The following is a 22,699-nucleotide window of genomic DNA, read 5'->3' on the forward strand; positions in this document are numbered from 1 at the left end:
CGATTCAAAGCACTCTTTTGCAAAAGAAAACTTCAAATCCTTGGCCGAGTCTGGTACAAAGTCAGCCGCTCTGAGCGGGTATAGTTTAATGGTAGAACAGTAGCTTCCCAAGCTTCCGACGAGGGTTCGATTCCCTCTACCCGCTCCACTCAGATTTTGTCTCACGTTGTGTTTTTTGACGGGGGATGCAGGAACAGAAAAAACCGGCCTTGATGGCCGGTTTTTTTGTGTCTGGGATTTGATGTTTGCCATTTGGGCAGTACGGAACCTTTCAGAAACACTCCGTTGATTGCAGATTCGCCAGTCCCCTCTACGCTTCGGGTTCTCTAATGAAAACAAGTGGAGTCTGTTCAAGGGAATGATCTACATGTGGCGCTCGGTACAGAAAATCCGGAGCACACGGCAGGACGTAACACTGCACGCCTTTAAACACTTCGCCCGGAATACGTTTACACGGCGATAAACCATAGCGATTTTTCCGACATTACAGATCCACAACACTCCATCGGTTTTCACCTCCCGCCCAACCAACTAGCATTTCCCCATCAACCACCACCCTCCCCCTGCGCGGCCATCGACGAATACGCGCCATCACTTTCGAGGGATTCCAATCGCGGCCACTGCGCCGCTGACGACCGAAATCAAAAGAGCATTTCACCATGACGCAAAACATTTACGACGATCCAGCATTCTTCCAGGGCTACAGCCAAATGAACCGCTCGATCGGAGGCCTTGACGCGGCGCCGGAGTGGCCGGCGCTAAAGGCGCTGTTACCGTCCATGCACGGTTTGCACGTGGTCGATCTGGGTTGCGGTTATGGCTGGTTCAGCCGCTGGGCCAGCGAGAACGGCGCCACCGACGTCTTGGGCCTGGATGTCTCGGAGAAGATGCTGGAACGGGCACGCAATACCACTACTGCAGCGAACATCCGCTACGAGCGTGCCGACCTTGAACAGATCGATTTGCCCGCTTGCCATTTCGACCTGGCTTACAGCTCGTTGGCACTGCATTACATCAAGGATCTGCCAGGGCTGTTTGCACAGCTGTACGCGGCGCTGAAACCGGGCGCGCACTTTGTCTTTTCCATCGAACACCCGATCTTCATGGCGCCGCGCAATCCGGGTTGGTTGATGGACAGCGAGGGTAACAAGCGCTGGCCGCTGGACGGTTATCAGAAGGAAGGCGAGCGCGTGACGAACTGGCTGGCCGAAGGTGTGATCAAGCAGCATCGCACGATGGGCACGCTGCTCAATGGGCTGATTGCTGCGGGGTTCAACATTCGTCACGTCAACGAATGGGGCCCAAGCGACGCCGAAGTGGCTGCGCAACCGGCGCTGGCAGAAGAGCGCGAACGGCCGATGATACTGCTGGTGTCAGTGCAGCGCTGAGGGCAAAGCTTTCAACCGGGTTTGGGGTGATAATACGCCGGCAATCGGCGCCCTCCCCGGCAAGTGCCGAGGCAACCCATCATCAAACAAGGAAGCAAGATGCAGATTACTCAGGGACAACGCCTGCCACTGTCCAACATTCTCCAGGGTCAGTCGCTCACCCTCGCGGTGCAGATTCAGTCCAGCGACGTCATTGATTTTGTCTGCTTCGGCGTCGACGCGCAGGGCAAGCTTTCCGACGATCGCTACATGGTGTTTTTCAATCAACCGAGCACGCCGTGCGCCGGCGTCAAGATTGAAGATCAGGGGCGATTTCAGATCAATCTCGCGCAGTTGCCGGCCACCATTGATCGCCTGGTGTTCACCGCCTCCATTGATGGCGCCGGCGCGATGAGCGCCATCGGTGCCAGTCAGTTCAGCGTGTCCAACCCGGCCGGTCAGACGGTTGCCCAGTGCGCGTTTTCCGGTGCGACCTTCAGCGCCGAAAAAGCGATCATGGTCGCCGAACTCTATCGCAAGAACGGCGAATGGCGCCTGCTCTCGAACCTGCAAGGTTACGCACAGGGCCTCGATGCACTGGTCAATCACTTCGGCGGAGAAGTGGCTGAAAGCCCTGCGCCGGCACCGGTTCCAGCGCCAGCGCCGGCAAAGGTTTCCCTCGAGAAAAAGATTGCCGCTGCCGCGCCGCACTTGGTCAGCCTGGCCAAAAAAGCCCAGATCAGCCTGGAAAAAGCCAACCTCACGCAGACCAAGGCGCGCGTGGTGCTGGTGCTCGATGCATCAGGCTCGATGAACCATCAATACGCCAAAGGCCGGGTACAAGAAGTCGTCGACAGGCTGCTGCCGCTGGCAGTGTCGTTCGATGAGGACGGCGAGCTCGATTGCTGGGCGTTCGGCGCCAAGCCTTTGCGCCTCTCACCCGTGACGCTGAGCAACCACAAGGGCTTCATCGACAGCGACAGCCGTGGCTGGAGAAACTGGGAACTGGGCAGCCGGATCAACGATGAACCCAAGGTCATCGAAAAAGTGCTGGAGCAGTTTCATCTGAGCGATGACGGCACGCCCATGTATGTCCTGTTCATCAGTGACGGTGGCGTGTCGGAAAGCCGCAAGATCACCCGCCTGATGGTCGACGCCGCCAATCTGCCGATCTTCTGGCAATTTGTCGGGCTCGGCGGCAAGGGTTACGGGATTCTGGAAAAGCTCGACACCCTGCCCGGGCGCGTGGTCGACAACTGTGGTTTCTTCGCGCTGGATGACTTGCACGACATCTCGGAAGAACAGCTCTACGACCTGTTGATGGCCGAGTTTCCGATCTGGCTGAAGGACGCCAAAGCCAAGGGCATTATTCGCTGATGGCCAGCCCGCGCAGGCCTTGAGGCTTGCGCGGGAGTCTCTTCAGTCCAGATCGGACATTTGCAGCGGCGTGATCTCGGCAAACCGCGCCGAGCGATCCAGTTTGACCCGCGCCCCGCACGCGTCGAGTGCCGCGATCGGATCAATCTCGCTCAAGCGATCGAAGTTCAGCGCGTTCCATTGATCTCGCGAAATCAGCGCCGAGATGACGTAGTGCTCAGCGATCCTGCCGCTGGCTGCATCATCCCGCTGGATGTAGCCCGACACCAACACCTTGCCGATACCCGGCAACAACGCAAATACCTCACCCGCCACGCGAAACAACGAGCCGTAGCACAGTGCGACAAAGTCGCGACGTACCTGAGCATCCGTGCGTTTTTTGAAGGTAAGTTTGCCGTTGCCCGTGGCTTGCGCGGTGCGCCGGGGTACATCGTCTTCATCGGGTAAATCGACATCCAGGGCAATCCCACACACATCCTGGGAAAACTCGTAGGTCACCCGGGTTTCCTTGGGCCAGGCAATACCGCTCAGCACGTAGTTGAGCGCTCTCTCCATCTGCGCACTGAAACCTTTGGCCGATAGACGGAACGCCTTCTCGATCTCGGCCCGCTCGAACTCATGAGCGTCGCGAGTCGCCTGCCATTCGGCGAGCTGCTGGCCGTAGGCGGCCAATTGCGCTTCGGCCTGCCGAACGATCTTTGCCGCGCGCAGCAGCATCCGATCGACAAGGCCTGGCGTCAGTTGCACAGGCATCGTCGGAGGCTCAATCGCAAAAGGCGCGGGAATCGCCGGCAGCGATCCTGGGCGCGGGGTCAGCAAATGCACCCCAAGGCAATCGTCAAGATCACGATTGATGGTCTGCGCGGCTTTCTCCAGCAACTGCTGAATGTCGTCCACCATTTCGCTTTTCACCCGTTTGACGATGGCGGCCGACAGCGGCTGATCATCGATATCAGTGATCAGCAGCGTGCCCTCGTCGCTGACTTTGATCTTCACCGGGCCGGTATGCCCCGTCGCAACGGGACGCTTTCGCGAAGGACGGTCGATGCGCTCACGATAAGACAGGCCCGTTCCGGGAATCCCCGCATTGAGGAAGGTGCCGTTGCGCCCCAGGGTCATGCTCAATCCGCGCGGACCGATCGACGTGCTTACACCTGAGCCGCTGATATTCAGGCGCACACCCGGCACCAACGTGATCCGCTTGCTGAACCGAAATCCCATGACCGCTCCTTGCATGAATGTTGGCTGAAAACAGTAACGCAACCCGTTCAGGTCCTGCCGGCGATGTAGTCGTCGATCGAGGAGAACTGTCGATGCCTGCACATCCAGCCCGAGAGGAAGACGAACGCCGTGGTCACCGCCACCGCCCAACCACGCTTGCGCCGGGCATCGCGTTTGTTGCCGGCGTTGCTGGCAAACAACAGCAGCATCATCAGGCAGTAGAAGGTCAGCAAGGCAATTTTTGCGAACAGTGCGAGCAGGAAATACAACGACACACCATTGCTGCGGTAGGTCTGCACAATCACCTGCACAGCCATGATCGACGCCAGTACCCCGGCGGCAATTGCTGAATAACCCTTGGGGATTTCCAGCCAGGCACTGCAAACAAAATAGGTGCCGATGCCGAGGATCGGCATGAGGCTGGTCCACAGCGCATCGGTGTAATCCTGGTAGATCGTCATCGAACCGCGATGGTGCAGCCAGACGCAGATCAACAGCAAAACAGCCATGACAAACAGCGCGATTTTCAGGTTCAGAACCGCTTGGTGATCATCGGCGGCACTGCGCACCGGCGCTGGCCTGGCCACGGCCGAAGGTTGCGCAGGCATTGCACTGGCTTGAGAACTGACCGCAGTCGAAGGCTCGAGCGGTTTGCTCGTCGCAACGGCAACCGGTTTTGCCGGTGGTGATACAGGCTGAGTCAGCTCACTCAGCCGCTGCGACATCGAAGCGGACAGGCACTGACCGGTGGTGCAGTTGTCGCGCAGACGCAACCACTGTCGCTGTGCCTCACGTACTTGATTGGGGTTAGCGGCGTTTTGCAGCGCACGAACATATTCGGCGTTCAATTGCTCATCGAGCACACCCAGGGCACCCTGCGCGCAGATCGCTTTCTCAGCGAAACTGACGGCTTTGGCACAATCAAAACTCGCTGCCGATACCTGGGCAGCACACAGCGCCAGCCACAAACCCACGAGGCTTGAGCCGAGAGACAAACGTGACATAGTCGAAATCCCTTTTAATGTGTTCGCTCAAGCCCTGCGCCGAATCAAGCGCTTGGCATCGCGATAAACGTTGAGCCATTCCATTTGTACTGTTCGACGCTTTCGACACTCGGGCAGCAATTGGCATCGTCGGGGCCGACCGAAAGCACTTTCAGCGCCAGTTTTTTTGAATCGAGCACCTGAACGTTCTGCACGCTAGATCCCACGACGAGACTGCTGCGATAGGTCCAGCCATTGGCATCGGCGTAGAACGTAGCCAGGGACTGAAAATAACCGTTACCGCCCCCCTGCCCTTCGATGGTGTAAAGCACCACGGCATCGTTGACGCCATCGTCATTGAAGTCGGCGAAAACCACCTGCCGGCCTTCCTTGTACTCATCGCCTCCGTCCTTCGCCAATTCAGCGGCGATCATGCGGTCAACCGCGCCATCGAGTGCTGCTGGCACTGCCGCAGTTGCGGTGACGGCCGGCTCAGCGGCGGCGGAAGCAGCGGGCGCTGCGGGAGCGACCTCTTTGCCGAGCAAAATGGCAGCTGTAGGCGACATCGGCTCGCGCGACTCGGCGACCATGTCGCTACGAGCTTTTTCTGTGACAACCGAAAGCAGTTCCTGCATATCGGGGCCCGTGAAGAGATAATTTGACGAACTGCCGAACGGCTGCGCTTCGCCCAGGAACCAGCGCGCGAAGAAGCCTGGACGTTTGCTTTGCTGTTCTTTGATCAGTCTGTCGATCAGGCCATTGGCGGTGCTGGCAACGCGCTCGTACCCGTCCTTGCCCATGTTCTTGATCAATGCGTCCTTATCACGATCCAGATGGCCACGGGCCAACTCGAGCATGATGATGTTGGTATCGACCAGCTTGCTCGCGCATTCGTTGGTGTTATTACCCATGCACGACTCTCGGTATTGCTGCACGGCATTGTTGGCCTGGAAATCGTCGTAGGCACCACAGCCCGCCAACATTGCCAGAACGCCCGCCGCGCACATTCCACGAAACATTTGCATCTCCCTGTTTCCCCTTCCCTTTCAATCCTGATACTGCAAAAACGACAGGCAAGAAAAAGCCCCCTCGCGAGGGGGCCTTCTCAACCCTTTCGGGTTAGCCGATGCTCACACCGTGAGCTTCCGCCAGAGGCTTCAGGCCGCCGGCGAAACCTTGGCCGATGGCCTTGAACTTGAACTCTTCACCGTTGCGATACAGCTCACCGAAGATCATCGCGGTTTCGGTCGAAGCGTCTTCGCTCAGGTCATAGCGAGCCAGTTCCTTGCCGTCAGCCTTGTTGACCACACGGATGTAGGCGTTCGATACCTGACCGAAGCTTTGCTTGCGAGCGTCGGCGTCGTGGATGGTTACCGCAAACACCAGCTTCTTCACAGCAGCAGCCAGACCGTTGAGTTTGACGGTGGCTTGCTCGTCATCACCTTCGCCAGCGCCCGAGCGGTTGTCGCCCATGTGCTCGACGGAACCGTCGGCGGAGGTTTTGTTGTTGTAGAAAATGAAGCTGTTGTCGTCGAGCACTTTGCCGTTTTCACCGACGATGAAAATCGACGCATCGAGGTCGAACTCGGTGCCGTCAGTAACACGCGGATCCCAACCCAGGCCGACGATCACTTCGGTCAAGCCAGGAGCTTCTTTGGACAGCGAAACGTTGCCACCTTTGGACAGACTTACAGCCATGTTCAGATTCCTTTTGCTGGGGGTTGTTTAGAAGTTCATGCCGTAGTTGTTGGCCAGGGCGCGCAGGCCACCGGCGTAACCCTGACCCACGGCGCGGAATTTCCACTCGCCGTTGTTGCGGTACAGTTCAGCGAAGACCATCGCCGTTTCGGTCGAAGCGTCTTCAGCCAGGTCGTAGCGAACCACTTCGGCGCTGGTCACGTCGTTGACGACGCGAATGAAGGAACCACCGACCTGGCCAAAGCTCTGCTTGCGCGACTCGGCGTCGTGGATGGTGACGATGAACACAACCTTGTCCACGTCAGCCGGGATACGGCTCAGGTCGACCTTGATCACTTCGTCGTCGCCGTCGCCTGCACCTGTGCGGTTGTCGCCAGTGTGCTCGACCGAACCGTCCAGGCTCTTGAGCTGGTTGTAGAAAATGAAGTCGGCTTCGCTGCGAACCTTGCCGTTAGCACCCAGCAGAAGAGCGCTCGCGTCCAGGTCAAACTCGGCGCCGTCAGTTGCACGCGGGTCCCAGCCCAGGCCTACCAGAATCTTGCTCAGGCTCGGGTCGGTTTTGGTCAGAGACAGGTTTGCACCCTTTTGAAGAGTCAGTGCCATGGGTATTACTCCTTGTGGTAAAGACGATTACTTATTGGTTTTCGACCGGTGCGTCTTCTTCCTTTCCGGGGAAGATCAGACTAGCAACGACACCGATCGCCAATACAACCATTACGATCAGCAAACTGGTGTTCGCATCAATGGTGTAGCCGTGGTGGAACATGTGATCCGTTGCATTCAAGCCCAGCTTGACGGCAATGAAGAACAACAGCGCGATCACCGATTTTTCCAGGTGAACCAGGTAGCGTTTCAGCGCTTCGAGTACGAAGTACATGGTCCGCAGGCCCAGAATCGCGAAGAGCATGGCCGAGTAGACGATCAACGGCTCACGGCTCACGGCGATCACCGCCGGTACGGAGTCGAACGCGAACAGCACGTCGGAAACTTCCGCGACCACCAGGCACAGGAACAGCGGCGTGGCAAAAATGGTGCCCTTGGCTGCCAGCGACATGCCCTGGTTTTCAGGCTTTTTCAGTTCCACTTCGAGCTGCTTGCGCGACACGAAGAAGTTGTGGCCATACAGCTTCGGCCAAACCGGGAAAAGCTTTTGTGCGAAGCGGTAGGCCATGTGCTTGGAATAGTCTTCCTCTTCCTCGTCATCACCGCCGCTGCGCAACATCATGACGGCCGTCCAGGCGACGATCACCGCGAAGACGATTTCGACCCATGGGCCGAAAGCCAGCAGGCCGGTACCGATCGCCACGAAAATCCCGCGGAACACGATCGCACCGATGATGCCCCAGTACAGAACGCGGTGGCGCATGCCATCCGGCACTTTGAACCAGGCGAAAATCGCCATGAATACAAAGAGGTTGTCGACGCTGAGAACTTTCTCCAGCGCATAACCGGTGACGAACAGGCTCGCGACCTCAGGCCCGTGCTCGTAGTACAGGAAGCCTGCAAACGCCAGCGAGATCGCAATCCAGAAAATCGACCAGATCGAGGCTTTAGCCAGCGAAATGGGTTTGTCGCCACGATGGGTGACCATGTCGAGCAGCAGCGCGCCCACCGCGATCCCGACGAACACCGCCATCGTCAGCGGGGGAAATCCAATGTGACTGTCCAAGGTCCAGCTCCTTAAAGTTCGAAATCAGCCGGGCTCAAACCCAGCTCAAGGCAAATCTGACGGCAAGCCGCTTTTTCTTTGTCGTCGAAGTTGCCATCCGACGCACCGATGGCGCAGGCGACGCGCACCAGCAGACGACCGGCACCGGCATCGTTCTTGATCTTGCCGATGGTCTTCAGCGCTTCCGCCTGACCGATCTGATAGTCGAACTCGAACTTTTCGCAGTGACCATTGAACGACTTGATGACGTCGGCCATGTTGAACACTTTCAGTTCCGGCGAGTTGCTGATGAACCCGGCCATCTTGGTTTTCTCGGCAGAGGAGATCTCACCGTCGGCCGAGGCGACAAGTGCACAGGCGGCTGTCACGGCATCCATGAACTTCTGGTTTTTGAACTTGCTGACCTCGCTGGTCAGTTTGTCCCGGGCTATTGCCGCGTTTTCTTTAAGCCATGCAAACATTTTGAGGTCCTCTGAAAGGCGGGGCCCCAAGCCCCGCCGAAGTCACTATTTCGAGCCGGCACGCCAGCTCATGCCCCATCCATAGGCTTTGTCCACCGCCGAATGACCACGGTGGAAGTCCACACGCCGGGACACCTTGACGGCGCCGTTGACGTTTTCGAGCATGGCAATGGCGCACATGCCATCACGTCCGCCCTCTTCGTTGAGACGTACCTCGATGTCCGGCTGGTTCGGGATGTGGATGGTCACGACACCATCGGTCTCCCGCCAGTTCGGCGCGCCTTCGTAGATGAAGGCGAAGATCAGGATCCGTCGCACTTCCGCCCACTTGGTGCCATTGATGTGCAGCCACTCGCCACCGGCAACAGAGCCGGTACGATCGTCGCCCATCAACTGGATGTACGGTGCGTGATTCAGGCTGCCGAAGCAGTTGCCAAGGGCTTGAACCACGCCCTTTTCACCGTCCTGCAACTCGTACAGACAACCGACGTCCAGGTCGATCGAGGTGCTGCTCTTGAAGAAGCCGCCGGAGCTGCGCTTGTTCCAGTTCAGGTTGACCTTGATCTCGCCGAAACCGGCAGCAGTCTTCTCCAGGCTGATGGAGCTGCGTGTTTTATCGAGGGTGACCTTGCTCAGGCTGATCGTCGACTTCGGCGCGGCCGGTGCTGGTGGTGGCACGGGTACTGGCGCCGGAGTCGGCGCGGCTGCCGGAGCCGGAGCCGGAGCCGCGACATCAACGCCGAAATGCTTGGCCAGTGGCTCGAGCCCGCCGTTGAAACCCTGACCGACACAACGGAATTTCCACTCGCCCTGACGGCGATAGAACTCACCGAGGATCAGCGCGGTTTCCTTCATGCCGCTGGTCGGGATCTGCGCTTCAACGCCACCCGAGACCACCACCGACAGCTGCGAGACGCGCTCGAAGCTGGCTTTGTTCTCGTAGATCGTGGCAGTTAGCGCGACCTTTTCCACGGCCGGTTCGAGACGGCTCAGATCAACGTTGAACACCGCGCGCCCCGCCGAGGAATCCGCCAGGGTCACGGCACCGCCGAGCACGCTCGGCTGACCGTAAAAGCACATGTCGCCATCGCCGCGAACCTTTGCCGTGGTTCCCAGAACGAAGGCCGAGACATCAATGTCCGCGCCCGGAATGGGCGAGTAATTGATGTCGACGCGAAGCGGGCCGCTGGCAACTGGCGCGTTGCCGCCCGGAGCAAGGCTGGCCATTAGCGCAGCGCCTGAGTGGCCAGGTTGATCAGGTCATCGGCGGTGCGGCCATGGGTGGACTCGCCGATAGCGGTGAACTTCCAGTCATTGTTGTCGCGCGACAGGCTCGCCATGACGATGCCAGTGTGAGCGCCACGCTCGGACAGGTTGAAGCGCGCCAGCTCGGTTTTGTTGCCGGCATTGATGATGCGGCAGTAGGCGTTTTCAACTTTTTCGAAGTTCTGGCCAGTGAAGCTGTTCACGGTGAACACCAGATGCTGGACGACCGCAGGCAGGCGCTGCAGGTCAACATGGATGGTTTCGTCGTCACCGGCGCCTTCGCCAGTGCGGTTGTCACCGGAGTGCTGGATCGAGCCGTCCTGGGACTTGAGCTGACGGAACCAGACCAGATCGACAGGCTTGAGGCTGGCGTCGAGCAGGATGCACGAAGCATCGAGGTCGATGTCACCGCCACCGCCCATCAGTTTGCCGAGAAAACCGGCCTTTACCGGATCCCAACCCAGGCCGAGGCTGACGCTGGACAACGCAGTGCCGGCAGTTTTTTCCAGGGAAATGGACTGTTTTTTACTCAGGGTAAGTGCCATCGTTACGCTCCTTGTTGGTCATCGGTGTTCATGGAGCGATCAGGTTTGCCCGCCCCATGCAGGTCGGTGTGCGCATCACGCACGCCCGGATTACTAGCTTTGCTCACCCGCAGACGGCCACGTCGCCACGTCGGGTGAAAGTGCCGCCAGTGCGCATCTTCAGCCGCTGCCAGCAACTCGTGATCGCCGCGAGTATCGCCCCAGGCGCGGATCCGGAACTGCAGCAAGCTGCCGTAAACCGCTTCGAGCCTGAGAACCTTGTTTTCGCATCGGCAGTTGTTGCCGGTGATGTGTCCGGTCAGTAAGCCGTCCACCACTTCCAGTTCCGTACCGATCAACTTCACGCCCAGACGGTCGGCGAAAGGCTGCAATACCAGCGCAGGCGAGGCGGAACACAGGGTCACTACAGCTCCGGATTTGAGTTCGGCCTCAATGGCCAGCAACCCTGACGGGCGCATCAGGCGCGGCCAGGCCTGCGCGCAATAACTCGCGGCGTGCTGTTGCAGCCACTCAAGCTTCACGCCCGAGAGAAACGTGCGGATCAGTTGCGCCTTGAGTTCGTCACGGCTCATCCGCCGGGCGACGAACCGCAGGCTGGGCAAGGCCAGCCGAAGCAGGCGACGATTGAACTCGCGCTTGCCGAAGGCGAACTTCAGGAACGGCACAAAACTGTCGTGCCGGGTCAGCGTGCCGTCGAAATCGAACACCGCCAAAACCGGCCGTGGCGGTGCTCCAGGGCTGTCGATCTGTTCTATCATCCTGACACCTCCGCCAGACGAATCGCGCTTTCACCGACACCGACTTCCGCCTGACGGATGCCGTGCCACTGCGCGCGCTCAAGGATTTTCACTGCCCACCGGTAGTGCGTAGCAGGCTCGCACATCGCGTCGTTGTGGCGGAATACGGCCGGGGCCACGTCGCTGACGATCAGCTTGGCGCTGTTGAAGTCTTCAAGGCTGACGCGCAAGGTGTCCTGAATGATCTCGATCTGGCTCGGATGAATCGCCGTCTTGCCAACCAGGCCATGGGCGATATCGAGTTCCAGTTCTTCCTTGAGCAGATGCGGCGATGCCAACTGCTCGAACACCGGCGCGGTCAATGCAAAGCCCTGCGAGCCCATGACGCCGGCCAGCATCGGGATCACGTACCCCATCGGCGTGCTGTACAGCGTGGTGGTCGGATTACGCCGAAGACCGAGGCTGCCCATCAAGTCGTTGCCGCCAATGCGCAAGGCGATGATGCGCTGATTGAGGCTGGCCTTGAGTGCCTGCCCCAATTCGACCATGGCCGTGGGATTGAATACGTCGGTGGTTTCCAGCGTCGGCATCAGGAACAACGCCGGATTGGTCACGGCCTGCTCCCAGGCGCCAAGATTGGCCAGGGTCAGTTTCGGGATGACGAAGCCATCGACGTGCGCCATCAGCGGCCAGTCGTTGAGTACCGCCGCCATCTCCGAGTCGCGCGGCCGCACGAACAGCAACGGGCCGTCTTCGGGACGACCGCCGCGCTGATCGATGACCGTCAACAGGCCATGCAGGTTGGCCAGCGCCGTCGCGATATCAATATCGGCAACCGCGTCTTCCAGGCACACCACCAGCGAGCGCAGCTCCGGCAGCTTGTTGCGGAACACCACATCGAGCAGGTCAGCGCGGGTGGCCGGCATGTAGAGGGTGGCGCCGAGGGCATAGGGAGAAAGGGTTTTCATCAGCCCAGGCTCCGAATGATCGTCACGGCACGGTAAGGCCCCAACTGTGCACCGACCTCTTCCACCGGTACGCCGGCCGCTTCGGTCAAATGCATGAGCAATTGCACGTCGCTGTCGTTGCGGTTGCGGATCAACACGTGGTGCGGAACGCGGCGCAGCACGGCGCGCGTCGCTTCGGCGATGCCAGGCTTGACCCGGTTGAGGTTGGTTATCTCAAAACGTGCTGCCAGTGATTCAACGACATGGGTCGCCGCGCCCTGCAGTTCGCGACGTTGTTCTTCACTCCACGGCGTGGCTTTGGCAACGTCGCCCAAGGCTTTGCGCTGCACTTCAATGTGCTCGATGAACGCTTGCGTCACGTCGTGCTCGCGCAGGTGGTCGTACACCACGCAGCCGTGCAGTCCGCCGTTTTCCGGCCAGATCGAGCGGGACACCAGACCGGAGACGGTCGCCCCGAGGATGCCGGACGGAATCACCCAGTCCTCGGCAGACGCCGCCATCCATGCGCGACCGCACGGGTCCGCCAGCACGACCAGGCGCGGCAGTTTCGGGAAACGCGCGTCATCGCCGAGGCTGCGCTGGATTTCACCGCAGATCGCGCCCTTGCCGGTCCAGCCATCGACAAAGATGATGTTCTCGGCGCCATGGGCCTCGATGATGGCTTCCAGCGCCACAGTATCGATACCCCGATCACGGACGATGCTGATGCCGTAATGATAGGTTTCGCGGCCCATCTCGATCAGCGCGCGACGCAGCAGCACACCCAGCGGCAGACCGGCGCGCACGAACGACACCAGGACAATCGACGGGCCGTTGCAGGCTTCGTTCAAACCCAGCGCCAGGGCTTGCACATCGGCGGCCATGCGCGCGCCGTTCTGCGCCAGGACACGCTCGTAGAGCGCCTTGTGAATATCGCTGGGCGCACTTTCCAGGCTGATCATTTCGGAATAGTGCTTCTGCTTCGTTTGAATCAGGCGCTCTTTTTCCTCGACGTCGGTCACGTCCATCTGCACGGCTTGCAGCAGGAAGTGCACGTCATCCGACGCGTAGCTCGCGCTGCCCACCGTCACCAGGCTGGAGATGGCCTTACTCATGAACCGATGCCTCTACGCGTTTGGCCAACTGGCTGCGCGTCGGGGTCACCCACCAGTGACACTCTTGCATGAATGCCAGGTCGGTAATGCTGTCGCCGAAGCCGAGCAGCGGACGCTCGCCGTTGGCTTCGCGATCACGGCGCAACCATTCCTGCACCGCCGCCTGCTTGGACAGGCCCTGAGGCAGGAAGGCCAGATTGTTGCTGTTGGCGTGAACGTGCATGCCCTCGAGCAAGCCCTGGGACTGAACTTCCGCCAGCACGGCGTTGAGCACTTCGTCACTGCTTTCGTTGTGTTTGGTCACCACATAGTGGCGCAGGCCCTCTTCTTCGACCACCCAGCCACGCAACGAGATACCGAGCTGCTTGCCGATGGCGAGTGTCGCTTCGCTCAGCTCCGGCAGACGGCTTTGATAGGCCGCAAGGATATCGCTCATGCGCGCCTGCCAGGCCTGATCAAGCTTGCCGTCGGCACCAAGAATCACCCCGCCATGGGAGCAAATCGCGCCCTGCCGGAAAGGCAACCGGACGCGGCTGAACGCTTCCACGCTGCGCGCCGTGACCGGGACCACGTCGGTGGTTGCCAGCAGCCACTCGGCCATCGATTTCTGCACCGGGCTCATGTAGCCGTTGGGCTGACCGTCGACATCCAGGGTCGCTGTGTGGCGCGGTGTACCTTCGGGCATCTTGCGCGCGGTCTGAAACAACGTGTCGTCGAGATCGACCAACGCCAGCGGGCGATTACTTTGCATCAACGATCACCTGCGCATTCAGTGTTTTCAACAGTTCGGCAGACACCGCCTGCTGCGGGGTTTCCGAGCAGATCAGCACCCGATCGAACTGACCCGGACGGACGTTGTAGAGGAAATTGGCAATGCCCAGCCCGTAGTTGTCGGCAAACGACAAGGCATGCTCGATCGCATGGCCCAGGGCAATCGGCGAGCGGCTGGTCGAACTGAAATGCACATCGACACCCGCGCGCTCCAGGCGTTCGGCCAGCAGGAACGGACGCCAGACAAACTCGCTGGTACCCACCACCAGAATTTTCTCACCAGGCTCTACGTGAAGCGCAGGCGCCAGGGTATCGGCGACGCTGCGCACACCCAGACGGCCCCAGTCGTTGTCCGCATTTACCGGCCAATCACCGGCGGCGATGGTGCCAACGGCTGGCATGTCCGGCAGCGGCGCATCGGTGTCTTCAAAAAATTCATACGAGCCTTTCAGCAGCGACACCTGGTGCACGCTATCGCCCAGTGCCTCGCGCACGGCGCCGCCGGACCAGTCGGTCAGCACGCAAGTCACGACCTGCTCGACTTTATCCAGACCGGCATCGACCAGCGCGCGATGCAGATTGATGAACGTCTTGCCCGTCGAGGCTTCGTCATCGACCAGCACCAACGAGCGCGCATTGAGCATCTGCTCCCGCACTTGGGCATCAACCGGCAAGTGAATCAGGTGCGCGCTGGCGTGGCTGTGTTCCTCTTCGAAACGGGTGAACAACTCGGTGCCCGTGGGATGACGGGTGCTGACCATGTACACCGTATCAGGCCGGGTGGCGCTGTAGGCGCGGTGCACACCGGCACCGAGGCCGACAGCGGTTTCAGCCATGCCGATGACCAGCACAGGGCCTGGCAAGTCAGCCGGAATTTCTGCCGCCAGGCTTTCAAAACTGGCGACCATTACCGATGGACGCACAGGAATGTGTCGTCCGAGTACTTTGGAGACGAACAGGAATGCCCGCTTCGGATTACGACGCTCGGCGAAGCCGAACAGTGAGTCGGGGGCAATGACAGCATCATCAACGTTGACGTCGAGACGCCCGCGCATCAGTTGTGCGCTCAGCGCTTGCGTTGCTGCATTTGATTCCATTAACAATTTCCTGCCTTGGCACTGAACCGAAGATCCAGTGCCTCTTCCGTAAGTTTGCAATTCAAAGATGAATCAGAGATTTGTGGCTTCCACCCGCCACATCGAAGCTTGTGCTTCGCGTGCCAGTTGGGCTGCGGTAAAGGTCTGGCCAGATGCATGTTTTCTGCCGTCAACACGGCAGGCATCGAGAAAAGAGCTCAACAGTGAGGCTTTCACCGCAAAGTTCATGTTCTGTGCGTCAGGTATGGATGAGGTGACGAGACCGATCACGGCCCCGGAAGAATCGAAGAGCGGGCTGCCGCTGGAGCCCGGCTGGATGGCTGCGGTGAACTGCAGCAGGCTGGCGTCGTTGTGCAAACCGAACAGGGCCGACACACCGCCCTGAGTGACGTGGACACCACCGCCGGCAAAACCGGCCAAAGGAAACCCCAGCGCGACAATGGCTTCGCCCAGATCGCAACCGAAGCCGGACTTGAACGCCACCGGTTTCAATGCCGGGCAATCGATCACCCGCAGCAGAGCGATGTCGTTGCGTCGATCAACCACAACGGGATCGGCGCGATAACGCCCGTCAAACGAGGCAATGTGGATCTCACGCATGCCTTCAATGACGTGGGCGCAGGTCATGACATGGGTGGCAGAGACGGCGAACGCCGTGCCGGTGGCGCTGCTCGGCGGTCGACCGGAGCCTGAGCCACTGGAGCGGCCATTGGGATGGGCGTCGTCGATATCCAGACCGATACGCCGGCCAAGCGCCGCGAGGCCGTAGGCAGAGCCTTCAGCCAGCGCACGAAATTTCCATTGGTCATTTCGGCGGTAGAACTCGCCAATGATGATGGCGGACTCGCCGTTTTCGCCAAGGTCCAGCGCGTAATCAATCTGGCCATCAACCTGCAGGCGCAGGTTTTTCAGCTCACTCACCGGCCCCGCAGCAGAAAAGGTGTACACCACCAGGAGCACGCGATCGCTGCCCGCCGGGATTTCGTCCAGTTTCAGCTTGCAGCCGACTTTCTGCTGGTCCTCGACCCATTCCATCCAGGCGCGTGGCGTCTGAAAGAGGGCAGGATCACCTTTCGGGCGGCGTTTTTCATCAACCGGCAATATGGCAACTGCGGCGTACTCCCCGAAAGCCGAAGAGTTACCACATTCCAGAGTCCATTCACTCCGGGCGCTTGATACTGCGGTGTTTGCGCCAGGCGCTAGCACCATCATTCCTTGAAAACTCCTTGGATTGCTTCCTGCGTGGGTCTGTGCCGGTCGACGCAAACGAGCAAATGGTATCAGACTTCATAGGCCTATTTAATATCAGGGTGATGCTACCGCCGCAACGGTGATCCCCTTTACCCGCACGTCTGGTCGCCAAATCCCTTGGGGCTCGGGCAAGCCTAGCCGACGAGCGGCAAAAATCCCCGCCAGGTTCACTCCGGCCGCCCGGGTGTAGCCGACGCCGCCGGAATAACGCGCGTTGATCTCTAGCAGGTGCGGGTTACCGTCTGCGTCGTCACGGGTCTGAACATTGACGATACCGTCACACTTGAAGTGCTCGGCGGCCTTCAAGGCAAGCTCGATCGCCGCCCCTTCACGCTCGCAGAGTTGATGCAGGCCTTTCTTGCGACGGCCGACGAACGCAACCGGGCGCCCGGCTTCGCAGACCATGTCCACCGAACATTCGCTGCCCGCCATGTACGGCATGACCAGCATCGGTGGTGGCGGCGTCAGTGCCGAACGGTAGCCGTGCATATAGATGTCGAAGTTCACTTCACGCACATCGGGGTTGGCGAAGCAGCGAAAAGGGTCGGCACTGGCCTTGAACCGCCAGAAACCCTGACCGTAAATGCCCACGGCAGGTTTGACGCAGACTTCCCCCGACGCCGATAACATCTGGTAAGCCGCTTGCAGTTCCTCGGCATTCGACGCGGTGATTGCCGGCACGCAGGCCAGACCCGCGCGCTCCGCCTCAGCCGTGAAGCGGCTTTTGTCGTCGACCAGGTCAAACGTGTCGAGCGACAGTGCGCCGGTGACCAACACCAGCCCGGCGCGCTCGAAGCGCTCACGGGCGTGTTCGAACTCCCGACCCACACGACCGGCCAGTACAACCTTGATCTGATGAGCCTGCGCGGTGGCAATGACCCAATCGATGCGCTCCTGATTGTCCGCAGGCTCGACAAAGCTGACGTCGGCAACCGAAGTGATTTCGGGACGATCCTGTCGATGCGAGGCGTAAATCTTCACCTCAGCCGGCAACGCTTCGCGCGCGCCGAGAATGATGTCCCGTTGACTGGACTGCCCTTCGAGAAACCAGATCACTATTTGTTACCCTCCCTTGTCGATGCGCCGAAAGCCGTAGAACACATGAAAAATTCGCCGACCTCCACTGTTGGAGCGGACAGTACCGACTTGCGGTGCAAACTCAAGGGGTACAGTGCAAATGGCCTGCCTCGGCAAATGCCACGCGCAACGCCCCTGAGGATTATCGGGTTGCGACAATGAACAACCGCGGGAACGGCAACAGTACCGAACCATCAGCCAGCGCCGGATAGGCCTCTTCGACTTGCGCCTGGTATTGCTCCAGAAACGCTGCCTGCTCGGCCTCGCTCAACGGGTTGAGAAACGGGATCAGACCACTGCCCTTGAACCACTCAACCACGCCCGCCGCCCCGCCAGTCAATTGATGATGGTAGGTGGTACGCCACACATCGACTCGCGCACAGAGCGGTCGCAGCATGGAAAAATAATCGCTGGCGCTCGCCATATCGGTGCGCTGACCTGCTGCCCCTGCCAGTTTGCCGGCCCACGGACCATTGGCTGCGACTTCACGCATCAGCCGATGAGACGGCTCATTGAGGTTGTCCGGCATCTGGATCGCCAGACTGCCACCGGACGACAACCTGCCTGCCAGCGCCGGCAATAACGCCGCATGGTCCGGCACCCACTGCAACACCGCATTGGCGAAAATCACATCGAAGCGGCCTTCGTCAGCCCATTGATCAATGTCGCCCACCTCGAACTGCAACTGCGGCAAGCGCTTGCGTGCGGCCTCGATCATGTCAGCCGAGCTGTCCAGTCCGCTGACGCCTGCCCCCGGAAAGCGCTGCACCAGGAGTTCGGTCGAGTTGCCCGGGCCGCAACCGATGTCGATGACCGAGCGCGCTTCAGCCAATGGAATCGCCGCCAGCAGATCGCGCGCCGGCCGGGTACGTTCATCTTCGAAGGCGACATATTGCTGGGCAGACCAACTCATTGCGTTCTCCTGTCAGGGGGTGTTGCAGCGGTTGGTTACAATACAGGTTGCATCGTGATTCGCTCCAGAGCGACTCATTTCAAAGCATGTCTGCGAAGACCGTTCTTTATCGCCAATGCTTAGGTGCCTATCGCGTTTCTGACCGTCCGTCGAGCCAGACAAAAGCGATTTTGACAGCAAAAAAAATCTACCTATAGTCAAGTGGCGGCAGTCGGAAGGAACCCGATTCTCTCGTCTTCGTGCAAGGAGCACGGCCTGCTCATACCTCATGACCGGTGGGTTCCCCCCAGTAGTGTGCTCGCGTAAGCCACACGGCAAGCAAGCGTCGTCTTACCTGGATTCAGGCGCGACGGTCACTCTGAAAAAAGGAGCGTTACCATGTCTCGAGTTACGGATATTCTGGTCTCTATCGACACCGAAACCATTCTGAAAAAATATCCAAACATCAGCAAAGACCCGAAGAACCCCACGCTGATCGACTGGCATCATGTGTACATGGTCACCAATCAGGATAACGTCGTCAGTGGCCAGGCCGGTGGCGAGCTGGACCTCAAGGCTCAGGTCGGCGACCTGATCCGCTGGCGCGAAACAAGCCTGTCGCAGAGCTTCGAACAGGCGGTAATTTTCTACAAGTTCATCGGCAATGCCGGTGCTGACCTGATCTCGCCACCCTCGCCGCGCAAGGCTACAGCTTGTGTCGCGGTGCCCAATCGGGAAAACCCATCCGTCCCCAGCTGCCAGAAAGTCGATAACCATTATTGGTCGTCGGAGACCCTGGACTGCGGTCGCGTGACCTATCACTTCCACTTCCTGATCGTCGATCGCAACTGCCAGATCATCGGCTGCTGCTCGTGGGATCCGTTCATCTCCATTCATAACTGATGATGTTCAGGGCCCCTCGACCAAGAGGGGCTCAACCGATCCGTTGCCGCCCCGGCCGGAACAGGATGTCTTGCCTTGACCGAAGCGGTTGCCGTCTTGTGCCAACATCATGAAAGGAATCCATGATGACTTCCGAACCCATTCCCTCGCCCTCTTCTGCCGCTACAGATGCACACAATATCTTGCTGATCGTGGATGCCGAGTCAATGCTGACGCGTCATCCGGACTCCAGCCTGGACCCGGCCGCGCCAACAGGCATTGCCGATGGCCTGGTCTTTTTCGCTGCGGGTAATAACTCGAAAGAAATAGTTATAAATGACAGCAAAGTGACACTGCCAATCGAGATCGGCCGCCTCCTGCATTTTCGTGGACGATCCATCAGCCTGATCGCCGAGCACAGCGTCGTCATCTATCGCATGACCGTCGCCAGCAGCGACGTGGTTTCAGAACCGGCCCTGGAAGTCCACACGCACCTCACCGTCCCCGCTCCCGACCCTGCAAACCCGACGGTACCCGGCAGCCACAAGGCAGATGATCACTTTTGGGCTTGCACGGCGAAGGGTATCGGGGTCGAGCAGTGCGAGTTGAGTTTCATGCTGGTGAATCAGCAGTGTGAGGCTGTGGGGTATTTCAGTTGGACCGTAGGCATGGAAATCACTGAGTAGGCGATAAAAAACCGGCCTCCAAGGGCCGGTTTATTGTCAGGCGTAGTACCCAACCGTTTTTTTCAGATGATCCGAATACTCATAGATGTCGTCGACCGTACTGATCGGATGGCGCGTTTCGTTCTTTTCCTCATCGAAGATACCGATGTACTTCTGGGATCGATTGAAATGCAATCTGCAGATCGGTTTGCGGTTGTTATCATCCAGCAGGATGCCGAAATAACTCTGAGTATCGCGCTGCACGATTCGCTTGGCATCGACGACCGACCGAACCAGCGCCCGAACGATGTGATACCCCTCCAACTCTTCCAGGGTGGTGATGATTTTATCGTCTGATTCGTCGCCTGGAACCAACGGATCTGTGCCCCCAGAAGCTGTCGGCACTGGCACCAACGCCTGCGGGATAGCGCCGCTCATTGCAGACTTCAACCGCTCGTTGATCTGGTCATTGAGAAATTGCGCGACAGCTTTACGCGTCAGCTCATGAAACTGCTCACGGACTTTCTGAGTGATCACACCGTCGTAAACGCGAGAGGCGAAAACCTTGACGAAATCATCGTCCGGCTTGCTGACCTGCGCTGCGATGACCTTCTTGATTTGGCTGACATATTTCAATTCGCCCGCCGCGTTGATGATCGAATCAACGTCAAAAGCCGACTTGGTCAATTTCACCAACTCGGGGACCGAGTACTCATCAATGTCCAGCAGATCCAGCTCCAAAAATGGCTTCTCATCCATTTTGTTCGGCGCATCGAGGTCCGTAAAAAACTTGTAGACCTGGCCATTGGTGAGAATCGAGATTCGTGCACTGGTGACATGAAAATAGCGGAATAGCTGGGAAGCATGATTGATGTGCAGAGGCTCACCGATCTTTTTGCACTCGATCAGAATCTGTACTTCCCCTCCCTTCATGATGGCGTAATCAATTTTCTCGCCCTTTTTCGTGCCCACATCACAGACGAACTCAGGCGTAACCTCTGTTGGGTCAAAAACATCGTAACCAAGCACCGTGCTGATGAAGGGCATGACAAATGCATTTTTCGTTGCTTCTTCCGTCTGGATTGCGGCGCTCTGCAACCGGACCTTGGCGGCTAGACTGGCTAACTTTTCGAAGAATTCCATGAGTGGCCTCTTGCGTGATTTTCTATCCGTGTAATGAGCTGCTGGCAATTTGATTGCCAACTGATACTAGCCACAAAACAGCACAATGAAAGTTTCACCCTCAAGTCATCCCTCGCGTCTTTGCCCCCCCTATTTTTCTCGAACGGAAAAAATTGTAAGTCGAATTTTCACAACCCCGTCAGTGTCTGAATTTCAGGCGCATCCCAATAAGGAACACGGCTATGAAATTCGCGAAGATTTCCCAGAAGCTCGCCCTGTGGGCCGGTAGCCCGAAGACGTTCATGGGGGCATTGATCCTGATTGGGTTGTGGGGGTTGAGCGGGCCGATTTTTAATTACAACGATACTTGGCAACTGATCATCAATACCTCGACGACGATCATCACGTTTTTGATGGTGTTCCTGATTCAGAACACGCAGAACCGCGACACCGACATCCTGCATTTGAAGATCGATGAATTGCTGCTGGTGACCAAGGAGGCGCAGAACGCGATGCTCGGACTGGAGGCGCTGGACCTCAAGCAACTGGAAGCGTTGCGCAAGCACTATCGGATGCTGGGTGAGGGCGAGGTGTTCAATCTTGAGGGGCTGGGCGAGAAGGGTAAGCCGAAACAGGATTTGAATGAGTGTTGATCGCTAAATCAAAAGATCGCAGCCTGCGGCAGCTCCTACATGGGGCGGGCTGCGATCTTTTTTGATTAGCGGCTGGCTTGCAGGGCGCGGGCCATTTGCAGGTGGTTTTGCAATTTGGGCAGCGTCTCGTCAGCGAAGGCTTTGATTTCCGGCACGTTGGTGGTTTGTGCTTGCTGCTGAATCTGTTCGATAGCCTCTTCAGTGGCTTTGACCTGACTGGCAGCGTAGGCCTGGTCGAACGTCGCGCCGTCTTTGACTTCTGGTATCAGTTCTTTGGCCTTGTCAGCCATTTCCTCGCGTGGGGCGACGGGCAAGTCGAGCTTCTTGGCGATCTTCGCCAGATGCTGATTGGCCGTGGTGCGGTCATTGATCACGACGATGGTGTAATCCTTGACCTCTTTGGATTCGGTTTTGCCGTGCGCCAAGCGGCTGGCCTCAATGTCGGCCATGCCTTTTGCCGACGCTTCATTGATGAAGTCGGCGGGCGACTGGGCGAAAGCACTGCTGGCACACAGGCCCAGCAACGTTGCAAAACTGATGTTGCGTATACGGGTGGCCATCCGGCTCATGGTCGCGCCCTCCTTACTCTGCAAATTCAAGCGGGAGCTTACGCCCCCGCCTCTCAATCAAAACAACCTTCACCGACTACTTCGATTTCTGAGCGGGCTTGCGGCCCATGTCTGTTTTCGCAGGCTCTTTATCAACTGTCGTGGTGGTTGTTTTCCCACCTTTGCGACCAGCTTCAGAGGCCTTCGTTCGATCGTTGGCGAAGTTTCCCGAGTTCGAGTTTCTTGAATTAGGCATGATTCTCTACCTCTTGGTAATGATCGTGGCGAGCAGGTGCCCGCCTAGATTGAGAATTTTCTGCCGGGCAAAGGTTTAGAAAAATTGCCCTCGATGCGA

Annotated in this window: 25 protein-coding genes and 1 tRNA gene; 6 read left to right on the forward strand and 20 right to left on the reverse strand. The window is 58.6% G+C overall.

Features of this window, described 5'->3' with window-relative positions; genetic code table 11:
• Positions 1 to 74 precede the first annotated feature (74 nt).
• The 3 genes from ACQ4MY_RS20935 (at position 75) to ACQ4MY_RS20945 (ending at position 2,744) form a co-directional block, all read left to right on the forward strand.
• Positions 75 to 148, forward strand: a tRNA-Gly gene (locus ACQ4MY_RS20935).
• A 511-nt stretch (positions 149 to 659) separates the two neighbouring features.
• Complete coding sequence (locus tag ACQ4MY_RS20940; protein ID WP_440096335.1) at positions 660 to 1,388, forward strand: class I SAM-dependent methyltransferase; 729 nt, start codon at positions 660 to 662, stop codon at positions 1,386 to 1,388.
• Between the two features lie 99 nt (positions 1,389 to 1,487).
• Positions 1,488 to 2,744: a VWA domain-containing protein gene (locus ACQ4MY_RS20945; protein WP_440096336.1), complete on the forward strand. Its 1,257-nt coding sequence runs from the start codon at positions 1,488 to 1,490 to the stop codon at positions 2,742 to 2,744.
• Between the two features lie 42 nt (positions 2,745 to 2,786).
• Here ACQ4MY_RS20945 and ACQ4MY_RS20950 read toward each other — a convergent pair whose 3' ends face one another.
• The 17 genes from ACQ4MY_RS20950 to tam all read right to left on the reverse strand — a co-directional run bounded on the left by ACQ4MY_RS20950 (position 2,787) and on the right by tam (position 18,495).
• The gene (locus ACQ4MY_RS20950; RefSeq protein WP_008083538.1) at positions 2,787 to 3,965 is read right to left on the reverse strand and encodes a DUF4236 domain-containing protein; all 1,179 of its coding nucleotides are present in this window, start codon (positions 3,963 to 3,965) and stop codon (positions 2,787 to 2,789) included.
• A 47-nt stretch (positions 3,966 to 4,012) separates the two neighbouring features.
• Positions 4,013 to 4,969 carry a lysozyme inhibitor LprI family protein gene (locus tag ACQ4MY_RS20955; RefSeq protein WP_440096337.1) on the reverse strand — a complete coding sequence of 319 codons (957 nt, stop codon included), beginning with the start codon at positions 4,967 to 4,969 and terminating at the stop codon, positions 4,013 to 4,015.
• Between the two features lie 44 nt (positions 4,970 to 5,013).
• Positions 5,014 to 5,967 (reverse strand): hypothetical protein, encoded by a 954-nt coding sequence (locus ACQ4MY_RS20960; protein ID WP_440096338.1) that lies wholly within the window; start codon positions 5,965 to 5,967, stop codon positions 5,014 to 5,016.
• 100 nt (positions 5,968 to 6,067) lie between these two features.
• Positions 6,068 to 6,646: a TerD family protein gene (locus ACQ4MY_RS20965; RefSeq protein ID WP_008083534.1), complete on the reverse strand. Its 579-nt coding sequence runs from the start codon at positions 6,644 to 6,646 to the stop codon at positions 6,068 to 6,070.
• Between the two features lie 27 nt (positions 6,647 to 6,673).
• Positions 6,674 to 7,249: a TerD family protein gene (locus ACQ4MY_RS20970; protein WP_008083532.1), complete on the reverse strand. Its 576-nt coding sequence runs from the start codon at positions 7,247 to 7,249 to the stop codon at positions 6,674 to 6,676.
• A 31-nt stretch (positions 7,250 to 7,280) separates the two neighbouring features.
• Positions 7,281 to 8,282 (reverse strand): TerC/Alx family metal homeostasis membrane protein, encoded by a 1,002-nt coding sequence (locus tag ACQ4MY_RS20975; RefSeq protein ID WP_052635297.1) that lies wholly within the window; start codon positions 8,280 to 8,282, stop codon positions 7,281 to 7,283.
• A 44-nt stretch (positions 8,283 to 8,326) separates the two neighbouring features.
• On the reverse strand, positions 8,327 to 8,776 hold the full coding sequence (locus ACQ4MY_RS20980; RefSeq protein WP_008083529.1) for a tellurite resistance TerB family protein: 450 nt from the start codon (positions 8,774 to 8,776) through the stop codon (positions 8,327 to 8,329).
• 45 nt (positions 8,777 to 8,821) lie between these two features.
• A complete protein-coding gene (locus ACQ4MY_RS20985) occupies positions 8,822 to 10,003 on the reverse strand; it encodes a TerD family protein (protein WP_158833678.1) in 1,182 nt (393 codons plus the stop codon).
• Positions 10,003 to 10,587 (reverse strand): TerD family protein, encoded by a 585-nt coding sequence (locus ACQ4MY_RS20990; RefSeq protein ID WP_008077954.1) that lies wholly within the window; start codon positions 10,585 to 10,587, stop codon positions 10,003 to 10,005. Before ACQ4MY_RS20990 ends, ACQ4MY_RS20985 begins: the two co-directional genes overlap by 1 nt.
• Before the next feature lie 2 nt (positions 10,588 to 10,589).
• Positions 10,590 to 11,345 carry an HAD family hydrolase gene (locus ACQ4MY_RS20995; RefSeq protein WP_440096339.1) on the reverse strand — a complete coding sequence of 252 codons (756 nt, stop codon included), beginning with the start codon at positions 11,343 to 11,345 and terminating at the stop codon, positions 10,590 to 10,592.
• Positions 11,342 to 12,292 (reverse strand): HpcH/HpaI aldolase/citrate lyase family protein, encoded by a 951-nt coding sequence (locus ACQ4MY_RS21000; RefSeq protein WP_008077958.1) that lies wholly within the window; start codon positions 12,290 to 12,292, stop codon positions 11,342 to 11,344. The genes ACQ4MY_RS20995 and ACQ4MY_RS21000 overlap by 4 nt, the downstream gene beginning before the upstream one ends.
• Positions 12,292 to 13,386, reverse strand: coding sequence for a cysteine protease StiP family protein (locus tag ACQ4MY_RS21005; protein ID WP_440096340.1), 1,095 nt, complete (start codon positions 13,384 to 13,386; stop codon positions 12,292 to 12,294). The genes ACQ4MY_RS21000 and ACQ4MY_RS21005 overlap by 1 nt, the downstream gene beginning before the upstream one ends.
• The gene (locus ACQ4MY_RS21010; protein WP_008077962.1) at positions 13,379 to 14,137 is read right to left on the reverse strand and encodes a hypothetical protein; all 759 of its coding nucleotides are present in this window, start codon (positions 14,135 to 14,137) and stop codon (positions 13,379 to 13,381) included. Before ACQ4MY_RS21010 ends, ACQ4MY_RS21005 begins: the two co-directional genes overlap by 8 nt.
• Positions 14,127 to 15,254 (reverse strand): phosphoribosyltransferase domain-containing protein, encoded by a 1,128-nt coding sequence (locus ACQ4MY_RS21015; RefSeq protein ID WP_440096341.1) that lies wholly within the window; start codon positions 15,252 to 15,254, stop codon positions 14,127 to 14,129. Before ACQ4MY_RS21015 ends, ACQ4MY_RS21010 begins: the two co-directional genes overlap by 11 nt.
• 72 nt (positions 15,255 to 15,326) lie before the next feature.
• A complete protein-coding gene (locus tag ACQ4MY_RS21020; protein WP_440096342.1) occupies positions 15,327 to 16,466 on the reverse strand; it encodes a trypsin-like peptidase domain-containing protein in 1,140 nt (379 codons plus the stop codon).
• A 93-nt stretch (positions 16,467 to 16,559) separates the two neighbouring features.
• The gene (locus tag ACQ4MY_RS21025; RefSeq protein WP_008076896.1) at positions 16,560 to 17,561 is read right to left on the reverse strand and encodes an ATP-grasp domain-containing protein; all 1,002 of its coding nucleotides are present in this window, start codon (positions 17,559 to 17,561) and stop codon (positions 16,560 to 16,562) included.
• A gap of 163 nt (positions 17,562 to 17,724) precedes the next feature.
• Positions 17,725 to 18,495 carry a trans-aconitate 2-methyltransferase gene (gene tam / locus ACQ4MY_RS21030; protein ID WP_440096343.1) on the reverse strand — a complete coding sequence of 257 codons (771 nt, stop codon included), beginning with the start codon at positions 18,493 to 18,495 and terminating at the stop codon, positions 17,725 to 17,727.
• A gap of 378 nt (positions 18,496 to 18,873) precedes the next feature.
• On the opposite strand from tam, the gene ACQ4MY_RS21035 reads away from it, so the two are divergent.
• Entirely contained in the window at positions 18,874 to 19,377 is a 504-nt protein-coding gene (locus tag ACQ4MY_RS21035; protein WP_008076892.1) for an inclusion body family protein, read from the forward strand.
• Between the two features lie 125 nt (positions 19,378 to 19,502).
• Complete coding sequence (locus ACQ4MY_RS21040) at positions 19,503 to 20,042, forward strand: AidA/PixA family protein (protein ID WP_440096345.1); 540 nt, start codon at positions 19,503 to 19,505, stop codon at positions 20,040 to 20,042.
• Positions 20,043 to 20,078: 36 nt separating this feature from the next.
• On the opposite strand, the gene ACQ4MY_RS21045 is transcribed toward ACQ4MY_RS21040, so the two are convergent.
• Complete coding sequence (locus ACQ4MY_RS21045; RefSeq protein ID WP_008076889.1) at positions 20,079 to 21,164, reverse strand: type I restriction endonuclease; 1,086 nt, start codon at positions 21,162 to 21,164, stop codon at positions 20,079 to 20,081.
• Positions 21,165 to 21,385: 221 nt separating this feature from the next.
• Between ACQ4MY_RS21045 and ACQ4MY_RS21050 the strand changes: the two genes are divergently transcribed.
• Complete coding sequence (locus tag ACQ4MY_RS21050; RefSeq protein WP_008076887.1) at positions 21,386 to 21,796, forward strand: low affinity iron permease family protein; 411 nt, start codon at positions 21,386 to 21,388, stop codon at positions 21,794 to 21,796.
• A 65-nt stretch (positions 21,797 to 21,861) separates the two neighbouring features.
• On the opposite strand, the gene ACQ4MY_RS21055 is transcribed toward ACQ4MY_RS21050, so the two are convergent.
• Positions 21,862 to 22,365: a DUF4142 domain-containing protein gene (locus ACQ4MY_RS21055; RefSeq protein ID WP_440096346.1), complete on the reverse strand. Its 504-nt coding sequence runs from the start codon at positions 22,363 to 22,365 to the stop codon at positions 21,862 to 21,864.
• Between the two features lie 76 nt (positions 22,366 to 22,441).
• Positions 22,442 to 22,600, reverse strand: coding sequence for a KGG domain-containing protein (locus ACQ4MY_RS21060; protein WP_081500477.1), 159 nt, complete (start codon positions 22,598 to 22,600; stop codon positions 22,442 to 22,444).
• Positions 22,601 to 22,699: the final 99 nt, after the last annotated feature.

This window comes from Pseudomonas sp. SM4, from assembly GCF_051913165.1.
Classification (GTDB): domain Bacteria; phylum Pseudomonadota; class Gammaproteobacteria; order Pseudomonadales; family Pseudomonadaceae; genus Aquipseudomonas.

Coding starts and splice junctions, on each gene's coding strand:
- ACQ4MY_RS21010 (WP_008077962.1), bottom strand. CDS start 14,137: ATGCAAAGTAATCGCCCGCTGGCGTTGGTCGATCTCGACGACACGTTG.
- ACQ4MY_RS21045 (WP_008076889.1), bottom strand. CDS start 21,164: ATGGAATTCTTCGAAAAGTTAGCCAGTCTAGCCGCCAAGGTCCGGTTG.
- ACQ4MY_RS20995 (WP_440096339.1), bottom strand. CDS start 11,345: ATGATAGAACAGATCGACAGCCCTGGAGCACCGCCACGGCCGGTTTTG.
- ACQ4MY_RS21060 (WP_081500477.1), bottom strand. CDS start 22,600: ATGCCTAATTCAAGAAACTCGAACTCGGGAAACTTCGCCAACGATCGA.
- ACQ4MY_RS20965 (WP_008083534.1), bottom strand. CDS start 6,646: ATGGCTGTAAGTCTGTCCAAAGGTGGCAACGTTTCGCTGTCCAAAGAA.
- ACQ4MY_RS20970 (WP_008083532.1), bottom strand. CDS start 7,249: ATGGCACTGACTCTTCAAAAGGGTGCAAACCTGTCTCTGACCAAAACC.
- ACQ4MY_RS20945 (WP_440096336.1), top strand. CDS start 1,488: ATGCAGATTACTCAGGGACAACGCCTGCCACTGTCCAACATTCTCCAG.
- ACQ4MY_RS21035 (WP_008076892.1), top strand. CDS start 18,874: ATGTCTCGAGTTACGGATATTCTGGTCTCTATCGACACCGAAACCATT.
- ACQ4MY_RS21015 (WP_440096341.1), bottom strand. CDS start 15,254: ATGGAATCAAATGCAGCAACGCAAGCGCTGAGCGCACAACTGATGCGC.
- ACQ4MY_RS21055 (WP_440096346.1), bottom strand. CDS start 22,365: ATGAGCCGGATGGCCACCCGTATACGCAACATCAGTTTTGCAACGTTG.
- ACQ4MY_RS20975 (WP_052635297.1), bottom strand. CDS start 8,282: ATGGCGGTGTTCGTCGGGATCGCGGTGGGCGCGCTGCTGCTCGACATG.
- ACQ4MY_RS20955 (WP_440096337.1), bottom strand. CDS start 4,969: ATGTCACGTTTGTCTCTCGGCTCAAGCCTCGTGGGTTTGTGGCTGGCG.
- ACQ4MY_RS20985 (WP_158833678.1), bottom strand. CDS start 10,003: ATGGCCAGCCTTGCTCCGGGCGGCAACGCGCCAGTTGCCAGCGGCCCG.
- tam (WP_440096343.1), bottom strand. CDS start 18,495: ATGAGTTGGTCTGCCCAGCAATATGTCGCCTTCGAAGATGAACGTACC.
- ACQ4MY_RS21000 (WP_008077958.1), bottom strand. CDS start 12,292: ATGAAAACCCTTTCTCCCTATGCCCTCGGCGCCACCCTCTACATGCCG.
- ACQ4MY_RS20990 (WP_008077954.1), bottom strand. CDS start 10,587: ATGGCACTTACCCTGAGTAAAAAACAGTCCATTTCCCTGGAAAAAACT.
- ACQ4MY_RS21050 (WP_008076887.1), top strand. CDS start 21,386: ATGAAATTCGCGAAGATTTCCCAGAAGCTCGCCCTGTGGGCCGGTAGC.
- ACQ4MY_RS21005 (WP_440096340.1), bottom strand. CDS start 13,386: ATGAGTAAGGCCATCTCCAGCCTGGTGACGGTGGGCAGCGCGAGCTAC.
- ACQ4MY_RS20940 (WP_440096335.1), top strand. CDS start 660: ATGACGCAAAACATTTACGACGATCCAGCATTCTTCCAGGGCTACAGC.
- ACQ4MY_RS20980 (WP_008083529.1), bottom strand. CDS start 8,776: ATGTTTGCATGGCTTAAAGAAAACGCGGCAATAGCCCGGGACAAACTG.
- ACQ4MY_RS20960 (WP_440096338.1), bottom strand. CDS start 5,967: ATGTTTCGTGGAATGTGCGCGGCGGGCGTTCTGGCAATGTTGGCGGGC.
- ACQ4MY_RS21020 (WP_440096342.1), bottom strand. CDS start 16,466: ATGATGGTGCTAGCGCCTGGCGCAAACACCGCAGTATCAAGCGCCCGG.
- ACQ4MY_RS20950 (WP_008083538.1), bottom strand. CDS start 3,965: ATGGGATTTCGGTTCAGCAAGCGGATCACGTTGGTGCCGGGTGTGCGC.
- ACQ4MY_RS21040 (WP_440096345.1), top strand. CDS start 19,503: ATGACTTCCGAACCCATTCCCTCGCCCTCTTCTGCCGCTACAGATGCA.